The sequence below is a fragment of the Sphingobacterium mizutaii genome, from assembly GCF_900187125.1.
GTDB classification, from domain to species: domain Bacteria; phylum Bacteroidota; class Bacteroidia; order Sphingobacteriales; family Sphingobacteriaceae; genus Sphingobacterium; species Sphingobacterium mizutaii.
Genome location: NZ_LT906468.1, coordinates 3,309,415 through 3,323,578 on the forward strand (window position 1 = coordinate 3,309,415; position 14,164 = coordinate 3,323,578).

At 39.8% G+C, this 14,164-nt stretch carries 9 protein-coding genes and 1 pseudogene; 3 read left to right on the forward strand and 7 right to left on the reverse strand.

Features of this window, described 5'->3' with window-relative positions:
• Positions 1 to 2 precede the first annotated feature (2 nt).
• The 7 genes and pseudogenes from asnB to CKW03_RS14425 form a co-directional block, all read right to left on the reverse strand.
• Positions 3 to 1,697, reverse strand: coding sequence for an asparagine synthase B (gene asnB / locus CKW03_RS14390; protein WP_093098142.1), 1,695 nt, complete (start codon positions 1,695 to 1,697; stop codon positions 3 to 5).
• A 496-nt stretch (positions 1,698 to 2,193) separates the two neighbouring features.
• Complete coding sequence (locus CKW03_RS14395; RefSeq protein WP_093098144.1) at positions 2,194 to 2,877, reverse strand: type 1 glutamine amidotransferase domain-containing protein; 684 nt, start codon at positions 2,875 to 2,877, stop codon at positions 2,194 to 2,196.
• A 224-nt stretch (positions 2,878 to 3,101) separates the two neighbouring features.
• Entirely contained in the window at positions 3,102 to 4,037 is a 936-nt protein-coding gene (locus tag CKW03_RS14400; protein WP_093098145.1) for a helix-turn-helix domain-containing protein, read from the reverse strand.
• 10 nt (positions 4,038 to 4,047) lie between these two features.
• A complete protein-coding gene (locus tag CKW03_RS14405) occupies positions 4,048 to 4,989 on the reverse strand; it encodes an NAD-dependent epimerase/dehydratase family protein (protein ID WP_093098147.1) in 942 nt (313 codons plus the stop codon).
• A 428-nt stretch (positions 4,990 to 5,417) separates the two neighbouring features.
• Positions 5,418 to 5,540, reverse strand: a pseudogene (locus CKW03_RS20785) (hypothetical protein); the annotation flags it as partial.
• Positions 5,541 to 5,679: 139 nt separating this feature from the next.
• Positions 5,680 to 7,518 carry a UbiD family decarboxylase gene (locus CKW03_RS14420; protein ID WP_093098148.1) on the reverse strand — a complete coding sequence of 613 codons (1,839 nt, stop codon included), beginning with the start codon at positions 7,516 to 7,518 and terminating at the stop codon, positions 5,680 to 5,682.
• A 63-nt stretch (positions 7,519 to 7,581) separates the two neighbouring features.
• The gene (locus CKW03_RS14425; protein WP_093098150.1) at positions 7,582 to 8,454 is read right to left on the reverse strand and encodes an SDR family oxidoreductase; all 873 of its coding nucleotides are present in this window, start codon (positions 8,452 to 8,454) and stop codon (positions 7,582 to 7,584) included.
• A 203-nt stretch (positions 8,455 to 8,657) separates the two neighbouring features.
• Here CKW03_RS14425 and CKW03_RS14430 point away from each other — a divergent pair, with 203 nt between their 5' ends.
• The 3 genes from CKW03_RS14430 (at position 8,658) to odhB (ending at position 14,141) form a co-directional block, all read left to right on the forward strand.
• Positions 8,658 to 9,893, forward strand: a complete 1,236-nt coding sequence (locus CKW03_RS14430; protein WP_093098151.1) for a deoxyribodipyrimidine photo-lyase — start codon at positions 8,658 to 8,660, stop codon at positions 9,891 to 9,893.
• 199 nt (positions 9,894 to 10,092) lie between these two features.
• Positions 10,093 to 12,834, forward strand: a complete 2,742-nt coding sequence (locus CKW03_RS14435; protein WP_093098153.1) for a 2-oxoglutarate dehydrogenase E1 component — start codon at positions 10,093 to 10,095, stop codon at positions 12,832 to 12,834.
• A gap of 65 nt (positions 12,835 to 12,899) precedes the next feature.
• On the forward strand, positions 12,900 to 14,141 hold the full coding sequence (odhB, locus tag CKW03_RS14440; protein WP_093098154.1) for a 2-oxoglutarate dehydrogenase complex dihydrolipoyllysine-residue succinyltransferase: 1,242 nt from the start codon (positions 12,900 to 12,902) through the stop codon (positions 14,139 to 14,141).
• Positions 14,142 to 14,164 lie beyond the last annotated feature (23 nt).

The following is a 14,164-nucleotide window of genomic DNA, read 5'->3' on the forward strand; positions in this document are numbered from 1 at the left end:
AACTATGTCAATAATTCTTCTTGTGTTTTTTTTCCATAACTTTCAAGATGGACATTGGCAACTGCCCTACCCGAAGGATCGTTTAAGTTCTGGAAGGAAGCATCCCAAGCCAAAGCCTCAGGGGTGCTACAAGCGACCGATTTAACAGAGGGAACAGTCTTCGCTGCTGCATCCGATGGGAAATGTGTTTCAAAGATGCTCCTGTACAGATATTCCTCTTTATTTTTTGGAGTATTGATCGGGAAACGTTGCGCAGCAGCTTCAAATTCCGTATCCGAGACTTTCTCCTCAGCTTGTGCCTTTAAGGTATCGATCCAAGAATAGCCTACGCCATCTGAAAATTGTTCCTTTTGTCTCCAAGCAATCGACTCGGGCAAATAATCCTCAAAAGCCTTTCTCACCACCCACTTTTCCATTCTGCCATCCTTGATCATCTTATCCTCTGGGTTGATGCTCATGGCGATATCCATAAACTCCTTGTCCAAAAATGGGACCCGCCCTTCAACTCCCCAAGCAGCCAATGATTTATTGGCCCTTAAGCAATCATATAAATAAAGTTTTTTCAGTTTTCTTACCGTTTCCTCATGAAATTCCTTCGCGTTAGGCGCTTTATGGAAATAAAGGTATCCTCCAAATAATTCATCTGAACCTTCACCCGACAAGACCATTTTTATCCCCATGGACTTGATTACCCTAGCCAACAGATACATTGGAGTCGAGGCACGAATGGTCGTCACATCATAAGTTTCCAAATGATAGATCACATCCCTGATTGCATCTAAACCTTCCTGTATCGTGAAATTGACCTCATGGTGGATGGTTCCAATATGGTCTGCTGCTTTTTGCGCAGCGATCAGATCCGGAGAGCCTTGTAAACCTACTGCAAATGAATGCAATTGTGGGTACCAAGCCTCTTCCTCATCATTGCTCTCAATCCTTCTGGAAGCAAACTTTTTGGTTATGGCAGCGATCACAGAAGAGTCTAATCCACCAGATAAAAGAACTCCATAAGGTACATCCGACATCAATTGATGGTAGACCGCATCCTCCAAACCTTTTCTCAATTTGGCAATATCCGTTTCACTGTCCTGAACCGTATCATAGGATTCCCAATCGCGGGAATACCAACGTTTAGGCTCCAATCCTTCTTTGCTATATAGATAATGTCCCGGAGGAAACTGCTCGATCTCCGTACAGAAACCCTCCAAGGATTTTAATTCCGATGCCACAAACACCTGTCCATACTCATCTTTACCATAATACAATGGAATAATCCCCATATGGTCCCTAGCAATAAAGAATGAATCATCACGAGAATCATACAAGGCAAATCCAAAGATCCCATTGAGTTCCTCAACAAATGCCGGTCCTTTTTCCAAATACAGAGCCAAAACAACCTCTGAATCGGACTGGGTCGAGAATTGATAATTTGGCAATGAATTTCGCAACTCCTTATGATTGTAGATCTCACCATTGACAGCCAGGACTACTTGTCCATCCGGACTGAATAAGGGTTGACTCCCAGATTTAGGGTCAACAATAGCCAAACGCTCATGAGCTAACAATGCTTTCGCTGAGCTATAAATCCCCGACCAATCTGGCCCTCTATGACGAATTCTTTTCGACATTTCCAAGACCTGTGGCCTCAAGGACTCTAGGGGTTGTTTCAATTCAAATGCTCCGACAATTCCGCACATACGATTGTTGTTTTGTTAATGATTTAATTGTTTTTATGAATTAATGACACAAAGTAAAGTATTAAAAAACAATTTTCATAATCTTTTTTAATTTTTATTGAATTTTTATTAAATATTTTAAACTTTTGTTGAGTTATTTATACTCAATTGGAGTATTTATTGAAAAACACATCAAAAATATATTTTCAACAATTCTGGTTGACAGGCTAAAATAAATTTGGATTTTCATTCGGCTGTCCAGCTGAAAAGGCTTCGAGACTCAGTTTGACCATATTCGAGACATATTCGGAAAATTCGGAACGTGGCTCGAATAAGGTCAAGTTTAAATGGAGGAATAAAAAAGATTGAAAATTTTTAGGGATGGACAGGAAAATGACTTAGCATGGCATGCAAAACGAGGTTGCCAAAAAAGGTAACCTCGTTTAGTATATTTTGGAATTTATTTTAAAATTTTTATAAAAAACCTGTATCGCTATTTCAGGACTGGTTACTCAGTTTATTTCTGTAATTCTTTAGATAAAATCTTTGCCATTTCCTTTGAACTGAATGGATTTTGTCCGGTAATTAAATTGCCATCTACCACAACTTTTGAAGTCATCGGGATAAACGCCTTATCATAAATCACACCTCTTTCATTTAATGATGCTTCCAAATTAAAAGGGACTTCTTTTTTTCTGCGGGCAATGCTTTCTTCAAACCAATCAAAACCCGTTAGCTTTTTTCCGTTTATTAAATAAGTCCCGTCAGACAATTTCACATTTAGTAATCCACCCACTCCGTGGCATATTGCTGATACTAATTTACCGCTTTCGTATTGATGGCTGACGATGGATTGTAAAGTGGCATTATCAGGGAAATCATACATCGTTGCATGTCCGCCTGCCAAATACACACAATCGAAACTTTCATTCTGTACTTCAGCAAGGCTTTTGGAGTGATTAAGCTCATCCATAAAGTCCTGACTTTCGTAATAATCTTTTGAAACTTTGTCCAATACCAAAGGCTTTAGACTTTCCGGGTCAATGGGAACTTCTCCGCCTTTTGGACTTGCAATAGTAACATTCCAGTTTTTTTCTTTTGCCGTATGGTATATGTGGGTTACTTCACTCAACCACAAGCCTGTTTCTAATCCGCTTGCATAATGACCAACATTTGTTACTATTAATAAGAGCTTTTTCATTTCAAGAATTTGATGTTTTTAATTACAAATTTCTTTATTAAAAATAAGACGCTAGTAACTCAATTACAAAAGTTTGTAACCTTATCTCTGAAATGAGAATTAGTTTCTGATATACACTTCCTCAAAAGGTACTCTAAAGCGATGGGTTTCTCCCGGTCAAATACTCGCACAGAGCAGCGGAAACCAAGAGTATCTGCTAAATTCATCTGTATAATTTTTGCTGATTAATTAAACGAAGCCCTGAAATCTAAGGGTGACACAGCAGTTCTGTTTTTGAATAAGCGGTGAAAGGACTGCGGATGTTCAAAACCTAATTCGTAAGCAATTTCAGAAACCGATTTATTAGTTGTGGAAAGTAGTTCTTTGGCTTTTTCTATTAACCTGTTTTGTATATGCTGTTGTGTGGTCTGCCCTGTCTGGATGCGGAGCATATCGCTCAAATAATTGGGGCTTAGATGTAATTCTCCAGCAACATACTGAACAGTAGGGATGCCCTTTGTCAATAATTGCTCACCTTTAAAATACTCGTCAAGCAGTGTTTCCAATCTAGCGAGCAAATCGTTATTTGCTTTCTTTCTTGTCAGAAACTGGCGATTGTAAAAACGGTCGCAATACTTCAACAATAAATCAATATTTGACACCAGTAAATCCTGAGTAAATGCATCCATGTTGGCATCTATCTCACGGGATACATTTTCTATAATGTCCATCACCGACTTTTCTTCTTTTTCTGAAAGAAATAATGCTTCATCGGTAGAATAAGAAAAATAGCCGTAATCTTTAATAGCAGCAGCCAATGGATAGCTTTGCAGAAAATCGGGATGAACTACCAAAACAAACCCTTTTACGCCATTGAGCAGTACATCTTCAAATTGCAGTACCTGATGTGGGGCGATGAAGTACAATATTCCATCGTCAAAATCATAATATTGCTGCCCGTATTTGCATTTGCCACCTGCACAGTCTTTCTTTAAGGCAACCACATAGAAATCTGTAGTTACTGTACTTAAAATGGTTTCCGGATCCAGTTGCACTTCATCAAAATTAAATACACTAATCAATGGGTTGGACGGTTTGCCTAGTCCCAGAAACTGATGTAATGCACTAATAGATGAAACTTTTGACGGAGCTTTCATTTGCTGATTTTCACATTTATACATTCCTAAGTTATTAATTTATTTTTTTACTACTCTGCTCATACTTAATTTGTTCAAACCCCTGTTTGTAGCTGGTTACCTGAAAATCGGGAAAACGTTTCCTGAATTTTGTGTCATCAAACAGATTATCGGACGCATATCTTGGCAATAATTCTAAAAGCTCTTTTAATTTTGGATTGAACCAAGCTCCAATTTGGAATACCAATTTTGGAACGACTGAAAATTTTAAATCTCTTCCATATACTTTAGAGGCTAAACCAATAAATTCTTTATAGGTAGGATGGCTCTTATCCACAGGCAAATGCCAGGTTTGTCCATAAGTATCCGAAGTGTTGCCAATCAAAGCGGTAGCCCTGCTTGCATCGGGTGTCCAAATCAGGCTTCGTTTTTTGTTGGCACTGATAGGAACTTTCAATTTTTCTCCATCTTTGATATTATTGAAAATAAGCGTATTGGTAATGCTTTGCGTTTTTCCCGGACCATAAAATTCGGGTGCTCGGCAAATCACCGCTGTCAACCCACCGGATTGCATTTCTTTCGAAACCATTTCCGCCATTTGTCTTCTTACCCGCGCTTTTCTTCCCAAAGGTTCAAAAGCTGTGTTTTCTGTATGCGGTCTGTCGTCTTGCGGATACATATAGGTATTGTCAAAGAACACCAGTTTTGTACCGTGAATTTTACAGGCATCGATTACGTTTTGCAGGATTTTCGGGAAAAGATCTTCCCATAAATCTGAACTAATCGGTAAACCTAAAGTGAAGTAAGCAATTTCTGCTCCTTTTACTGCTTCAATAGCTTTTTCCTTTATGGTCAGGTCAGCCGAAAAAATTTCATCAGTATCGTTTATCTTTTGGGCATTTTTACTTACAATTCTAATATCTGAAGTGAAATTTCTTTTCAATTCTCTTGCGAGTTCTTCGCCAATTTGTCCATTGGCTCCTAATATTACTTGCATACCTTTTTGTTTTTTAATTGTGGTACAAAGTTCAGCAACATACGTAAATGAAGAGTATCTGAATTAATGAGATTTGTAACTTAATCTCTGTTAAATCACCCTTTTCAACCACTTCATATTTTTGTTGGATATTTCAAGTAGATTCTCCCCAAGTTGTCTTTTCAATAACCGATTTTTGGTGGGTGAAACAATGAAAACCATATTCACCGTGGTAGTTGCCTATCCCCGAATTTCCTATTTCGAAAATGGCAGATAATCACTGTTAATTTCCATCAAAGTATCACATACAGCCAGCACCATATGAAACAAGGTCGAGTAACTTTGATTTATGATCATTGTTTTTTGTAACCAGGTAGGCTGCCATCGGTTTTACGTTTAGCTGACCCATTAGCGAAATCAAGGACCAGTTATTACTACAGGGTTGTGCCTTAGGATGGAAATCGACAATTCGATATAGAAATATTCAATTTGGTACTGAATGCTGACGGTTTGCCTTTTACGGTAATCCTGGACATAACCGTAACTTTTCCGTTTTTCTTTGCTGCATTCTTTTTGAGGTAGAATAATACTTAAACGTCGATTTTTACTGATATTTACCTCAATACCAAAAAATCATAAAACGGCTGTAAAATCTTTATTTACAACCGTTTCACCTATTTTTTATCTTTGATGTATTTTTTGGAATTTCTTTTAGTATATACCGTGCAGTGATCCACCTTTCGCGGCCAGTTGGTCTACCCTTTTCTCTACCGCCGGGTCTTTGATCAGATCAGGGGCATGATGAGGTTTTCTTCTCGCATCAATGATCACAGGGCCATGACAGCCCCAGTGTTTATGGCTGATAAAACTATCAATACCATAAATATCGTAGGAAGGATTGGATTTAGTGAATGTAACCCAAACAAAATTATTTTCATTCTCTGCAGTAAATGCAGCATCATCTGCCAAGACAATGAGCTGGATTCCTTCCCAGTTTTTATCTTTCGCCGCTGCACACCATTCTTCCAGCACTTTGGCTTCTTCTTCATAGCTGGTAAAAGCCTTCCCGTCTACAACAAGAATCCCCGGCAAAGCTAATTTTCCTTGGTTGAAAGGTCTTGGCAGTTCCAATGCACTTGGATATTCCGTTATCAACTTTCGTTTTACCTCCCCAACAGCTGCGAAGGTTACCTTTGATCCTGCATTTAAACCATCACCGGTATAATCCAGGGTATCGATGGTTGTATTGGTCTGAAAGTGCAAATCCCTGCTTAGATCAATTCTTTCAAAGATATGCATAAAGAAATCTTTGATGCTATGGATATCCAGCTGAGGGTTATCCTCAAAGGCGGATATAAATAGATATTTTGCCAGACTAAGCTGATTGGTTCCTAGAATCTGGTTGGCAATGGTCAACACTTCCTGTGGACGATCCACTTTTTGATAAGGCGTATATCGTTCACTTCCTATAGCGAACAACAGCGGGTGCACACCTGCTGGGTCCACTGCATGCACTGCATGAAGGCCACCAATCTGTTGTGGAATGGCATTGCCTGTGATTTCATGGATCAAAGCGCCAAAGCTGGTATCCTCTTGCGGAGGCCTTCCCACCACGGTAAATGACCAGATAGGATTCTTCCGGTGATACACTTTATGGACTTTCATCAATGGGAATGGGTGGAGCAAGGAATAATAACCGATATGATCACCAAATGGACCTTCAGGTTTATTATCATTTGGATATACCGTACCTGTAATAACAAAATCTGCATCAGCAGAGATACAGAATCCTTCCTCATCATAGAAATAGCGGAAGCGACGGTTTCCAAGAGCACCGGCAAAGATCATTTCAGAAAGGCCTTCTGGAAGAGGCATCACCGCAGAAAGCGGATGTGAGGGCGGACCCCCAACGAAAATACTTACTTTCAGCGGTTTCCCTAAGGCATTAGCTTTGGTCTGATGGATTCCAATCCCACGATGCAACTGATAATGAAGCCCAATTTCTTGGTCTTGAATATAGTCGTTGCCTCCCAGTTGTATCCTGTACATCCCTAAGTTGGCATTCATGATGCCAGGTTTGCTGATATCTTCTGTATAAACCTGGGGCATGGTCACAAAAGGACCACCATCCATAGGCCAGTTCACGATCTGTGGTAGTTCGGATATTTTGGTCTGTCCGTATAAAATAGGCGCTGAAGATTTCTTTTTCCAAGGCAATGCACCCAAGGCGACCATGGAAGAACCTGCATAAGAAAAAGGATTCTTCAAAACCGACATTGGGTTCATCTTAACGTCCACCAATTTCTTGACATGGTCCAAGGTATCCCTGAACATGAATCGCGATCGTTCTAGGGTTCCAAAGAGGTTTGATACTGCAGGAAATTTAGATCCTTTGACATTCTCAAAATATAAGGCCGGACCTTGGGCATCATAAACGCGCATCTGGATAGAGGCCATTTCCAGGTATGGATCGACTTCTTCTTTGATACGGATTAAATGACCATGGTTTTCTAGGTCGGCAACACATTCTTGTAAACTTTTGTATCCCATATTTAATAGCTCGCTTAGCTACAAATGTAAGCTAATAGCGGCAATATAAGAAGGTTTAAGAATTTATTGGTCGAGCTTAATTACTTGATCGATGGGGGTAAAGGAGAATAGCATTTCGTTTTTCCAGGAAGTATTGTCAATCGGATATTCGCGCTCCATTAAACGCTTGAATTCGATAAGGTCTTCCTTATGGATATGGTAGGCTTTTTTAAAGACCAAACTCATAATGAAATGAGGCACTAAAATACTCTTAACCTCTGCATTTGGATACAAGGTTTTTTTATACAAGCGATAGATTTCCTGGACCGTAATGGTACTTGGCCCACCTATCTCGATGGTTTCATTGATGAAACATTTGTCCCAATCCACATTATAGACCCAACGCAAGAGGTCCAAAGATGAAATAGGGTTGAATTTAACGTGCGCAAAGGTATTGTCATAAGGAAGATACTTCCCGTTGATCAAGATATGCATGTATTTGTCCAGAACACTGCCCTTTCCTATCGCCAGGTTCTTGAGCACGATGGTATAGGCGATATTGGATGCCTTCAAGAGGGCTTCAATATCCCTAATAAAGGGTTTGTCCATTAGCCTGGCTATATAGACGATTCGTTTCCCTCCATTTAACTTGGTCAGTTCAATGAAGTTTTTCAATGTAATAAGTTCTAAATTAAGGTTAACAAGTTCACCCAAGGTAGGAACATGCGTAATATATATGGCAAGGCCGACTCCTGATTCGATTTTGTAGGCTTCAAATTCTTTGCCTCTCCGCAGTAAATCGACCTTATCAAGAGTTGCCGTCACCGTCTCAAAAACCTTGGATTTGAACAAATCCAAGTCTCTGACGATCCCATGTACATTATAATCTTCCCTACTCAGGTTACTCATGGCTCGTTTTCCCAAATAAGAATTCAAACCTGATAATAACACTTCCATTTTCCCTCCACTTATTTGTATAAGATTTATTTAATGCTAACAGAATTGAACTGTGAAAGTTTAAAGTTTCTAAAAATTTTACAAATCAAATAAATTTTAACAATAAATCACATTGTCTTTGACATGTAAAAATTCGGGTCAGGGATGCCCCCAGTCACTTATAATAGACTATATTTGTTAAGTAACGCATTTCGGGGTATAATATGAGTAAAAGAGTAGTTCTTGTTTGGTTTAGGAATGATTTAAGACTGCATGACAATGAGGTTTTAATTGAAGCTATAAACAAATCAGACTTAATCATCCCAGTTTACTGTTTCGACCCTCGTTATTTCCACAAAAACAAATTCCAACAGAACAATACCGGCATCAAAAGGGCACAATTCCTATTGGAGTCTGTGGCGCAATTAAAGTCGAAACTTCAAGGAATGGACAGCGATCTGATGACTTTTGTCGGCAAGCCCGAGGATATTCTTCCTGTACTATGTGCAAAATATGAGGTTGGAGAAGTGTTCCACCATCGGGAAGTTGCATCTCGGGAGACCCAGATCTCGGAGGCCGTGGAAGCGGAATTATGGGAAAACAAAATTAACCTGCGGCATTTTATCGGCCATACCCTTTTTCACAAAGAAGACCTTCCCTTTCCCATCAAGGACATCCCTGATAAATTCAATATTTTCAGAAAGAAGATTGAACGGGAAAGTACAGTCCGCAACCCCCTTGATGCCCCAAGCAACATCCTAAGTCCGCAACACTTGGAAAACACCGCTATCCCAAGCTTGAAAGAGTTGGGCTATTCGGATGAGGAAATAGCATCTCTAGGTGATCAAGGCTTTGAAGGAGGTGAAGATATAGGTATAGAAAAACTAAAAAATTTATTGGATCCCAATTATGAAGGACTGAACAATTTTTCATTGGTCTCTCCTTATATTGCTATTGGTGCCCTGTCCCCTATTTACGTGTATCATCAGATGCAAAATTCATCTTTAAGCCAAAATAAAAAAAGATATGAGCGCTTGATGACCATGCTTTTATGGAGAGACTATTTTCGCTTTATGCTCAAAAAGTATCCCAATGTATTTTTTAAGCTCAACGGCATCGAAGCTGAGGAAAAAAATACGGAACAGATCAATGAGGAATTGGTATTAAACTGGAAAACGGCCAGTACTGGCCAAGAAGCAGTCGATGAAACCATCCAAACATTATTGAGCACAGGAAATATCACTTATGCGGAGCGAAGATTGATTTCAAAATATTTTACGCAAGAGCTAGACTCCAACTGGCTTGCAGGTGCTAGCTTCTTTGAAGAACACCTTTTAGATTTTGCGCCTGCTACCACCTATGGTTTCTGGTCGCACATGGCTTCTGTAGGGACCAGTCCTAAGGAAAATACTTGTGCTGACTGGCAAGATCTTGCCAAGAGATTGTATGTTTCGAAATAAACAAAATCATTTTCTCAACGTTAAATTATTATGGAAAAAACAATAATAAACTCAAAGTTTATCAAAAATCGACTATTATTTATTTCTTAAACAGAATACACGAAAAAACATGCTAAAACATTGTATTTTATATCGATTAAATGCGGAAAAGTATGTTTATTATTTATAAATTTGGCAAAATTTTATCACCCCAATCCACATGGACAAATTGACATTTTTGAGTAATGCTGATTCGAGTTACATCGACGGTTTATATCAAGCATACAAAGCTGACCCAAATTCAGTAGATTTTGGTTGGCAAAAGTTTTTTGAAGGATTTGACTTTGGTCAAACATCAGAAGGTGGTTCGGTTGAATCAGTTGAAGGTGTTTCTGATCACGCATTAAAAGAAATCAACGTATTAAACATGATCCATGGTTATAGAGACCGTGGTCACCTATTTACCCAAACCAACCCTGTTCGCGAGCGCCGCAAATACTACCCTGGCAAAGAATTAGAGACCTTTGGCCTATCAGAATCTGATATGGACACGGTTTTCAATGCTGGTGTGGAAGTTGGTTTAGGCCCTGCCAAATTAAGAGATATCCGCCAGCTTATCGAGGACACTTACTGTCGTTCGATTGGTGCTGAATTCAAATATATCCGTAACCCTGAAAAAATCAAATGGTTGCAAGACCATATGGAAGCGGATAGAAACCAACCTCATTACGATGTTGACCAAAAGAAACGCATTTTCAGAAAATTGAACCGTGCGGTTATTTTCGAAAGTTTCTTGGGAACAAAATTCTTGGGACAAAAACGTTTCTCCCTTGAAGGTGCAGAAAGCTTAATCCCTGCATTGGATTCCATCATTGAAAAAGGTGCAAGTTTAGGTATCCAAGAATTTATGATTGGTATGGCACACCGTGGTCGTTTGAACGTATTGGCAAACATCATGGGAAAACCTTACAAAACCATTTTCTCGGAATTCGAAGGCAAAATGTATGCGGAAGAAGATCCAGAATTGCAATTTGGTGGTGACGTAAAATATCACTTGGGTTATTCATCCGATGTGACTACAGAAGATGGCAAATCCATCCACCTTTCCCTAGCACCTAACCCTTCGCACTTAGAAACCGTTGACCCAATCGTTGAAGGTATCACGCGTTCGAAAATCGACATGAAATACAATGGCGATTCTTCGAAAATTGCGCCGATCTTGATTCATGGGGATGCTGCTATTGCTGGTCAAGGTGTGGTATACGAGGTAACTCAGATGTCAAAACTTGAAGGATACCGCACTGGTGGTACCATTCATATCGTGATCAACAACCAAGTTGGTTTTACAACTAACTACAAAGATGCACGTTCAGGAACTTACTGTACTGACGTCGCAAAAATCTCTTCTTCACCTGTATTCCATGTAAACGGTGATGATGCAGAAGCAGTAGTATACGCGATTAATTTAGCGGTAGAATACCGTCAAAAATATAAAACTGACGTTTACATCGACCTATTATGTTACCGTCGTTACGGACATAACGAGGCTGATGAGCCTAAGTTTACCCAACCATTGCTGTACAAGGCAATTGAAAAACACCCTAATCCAAAAGATGTATATGCTAATAAATTAGTGGATGAGAAATCAATTGACCAGAGCTATGTGAAAAGCACCGAGAAGGAGTTTAAGGATTACCTTCAAGAGCAATTGGACATCGCTAAGAAAACGGACAAACTGGACGAAGAAGTTCCAATGTTCGGTGGAGCGTGGAAAGGATTACATGCTGCTAAAAAAGCAGATAACTATGAAGAGGTTGACACCAAAGTTCCAGCTAAGGAATTCTTGAAATTAGCCAATGAGATCACTACTTTGCCGAAAGACAAGAAATTCTTCCGTAAGATTTCTAAATTGTTCGAAGACCGTGCTGCCATGGTTAAAAATGACAACTACGATTGGGCAATGGGTGAGTTGATGGCTTATGCGACCTTATTGGATGAAGGCAATCGCGTTCGTATCTCAGGACAGGATGTTCAACGTGGTACATTCTCCCATAGACATGCGGTCCTAACTTTGGAAGATTCTGAAGAGAAATACATTCCATTGGCAAATGTAAATGGTGGCGAGCGTTTCAACATCTACAACTCTTTACTTTCTGAGTATGCAGTTTTAGGTTTTGAATATGGCTATGCGTTGGCAAACCCACAAGCACTGACCGTGTGGGAAGCACAGTTTGGTGACTTCTACAATGGTGCACAGATCATCGTTGACCAATATTTGTCAAGTGCAGAAACTAAATGGAAAAGATCGAACGGATTGGTCATGATGTTACCTCATGGTATGGAAGGTCAAGGACCAGAGCACTCTTCAGGACGTATCGAGCGTTTCTTGGAATTATGTGCTAACGATAACCTGATCATTGCAAACTGTACTACTCCAGCGAACTATTTCCACTTATTGCGTCGTCAATTGGTAAGAGACTTCCGTAAACCATTGGTTGTCTTTACTCCAAAAAGTTTATTACGCCATCCAAAAGTGGTTTCTAAACTGGATAACTTTACCAAAGAGAACTTCCAAGAGGTAATCGATGACAACTACGCAAAAGCAACAACAGTAAAACGTGTATTATTCTGTTCAGGAAAGATCTACTACGATTTATTGGAGAAACAACAAGCAGACAAACGTACCGATGTAGCAATCGTAAGGGTTGAGCAATTGTACCCTGCTCCTGCTGAGCAATTCAAGGCGATCCGTGCGAAATACAAAAAAGCGACGGAATTCATCTGGGTTCAGGAAGAAAATGAGAACATGGGTGCATGGCCTTATTACTGCCGTATTTTCCGCAAGACAGATCTTGATTTCACGGATTATATTGCACGTACCGAGAGCGGAAGTCCTGCAACGGGTTACATGAAAAAACATGTGGCACAACAAGAAGCAATAATTAATAAATCATTCGAATAAACAAAATGTTTAACCGTCCGTTGTAATATTATAGTATATTTAATGGAGGTTTAAAAGAAGTAAATATGAGCTTAGAAATCAAAGTCCCTTCGGTTGGTGAATCAATTACCGAAGTAACCTTGGCCCAATGGCTAAAACAAGATGGTGATTACGTCGAAATGGACGAGAACATTGCCGAATTAGAATCTGATAAAGCAACGTTTGAATTACCGGCAGAAAAAGCGGGTATCCTACGTATTATTGCGCAAGAGGGTGATACCCTGGAAATCGGCGCAGTAGTATGTACTATTGAAGACGGAGACGCTCCTGCAGGATCTGGCGATGCTCCAGCGAAAAAAGAGGAAGCTCCAGCTGCACAAGCGGAATCAAAACCTGCTCAAGCTGAAGCGGATGAAAGTCCTGAAACTTATGCTGCTGGCACGGCATCACCTGCTGCTGCTAAAATCTTAAGAGAAAAAGGAATTGACCCATCTACGATCAAAGGAACAGGTAAAGACGGAAGAATCACCAAAGAGGACGCTGAAAAAGCTCAAGCAACTCCAGCGAAAGCGGAATCTAAACCAGCTGCTGCTGCAGTAACAGCTACTGCTCCAGTAAGTGCTGGCGACCGTGTGGAACGTCGTGAGAAAATGAGCTCATTGCGTAAAACAATCGCTAAGCGTTTGGTAGCCGTTAAAAATGATACCGCTATGTTAACTACTTTCAATGAAGTTAACATGCAACCTATCATGGACCTACGTGCTAAATACAAAGATACCTTCAAAGAGAAACATGGTATCGGCCTAGGCTTTATGTCATTCTTCACTAAAGCAGTGACCACTGCATTGAAAGAATGGCCTGCGGTAAATGCTCGTATCGAAGAAAACGAATTAGTATATTCTGACTTTGCTGATATTTCAATCGCAGTTTCTGCTCCAAAAGGATTAGTGGTTCCTGTGATCAGAAATGCAGAATCTATGGCACTATACCAAATCGAGAAAGCAATTGCTGAGTTAGCTACTAAAGCTCGCGACAACAAATTGACAATCGATGAAATGACTGGTGGTACATTTACCATTACAAATGGTGGTGTATTTGGTTCAATGATGTCTACTCCTATTATCAATGCGCCTCAATCGGCAATCTTAGGCATGCACAACATTATCCAAAGACCAATCGCTGAAAACGGTCAAGTGGTTATCCGTCCGATGATGTATATCGCTCTTTCTTATGACCACCGTATTATTGATGGTCGTGAATCTGTAAGCTTCTTGGTACGCGTTAAGCAATTGCTAGAAGATCCAGCTAGATTATTATTGGAAGTATAATTCCAAAAACAGATAATTCTCAA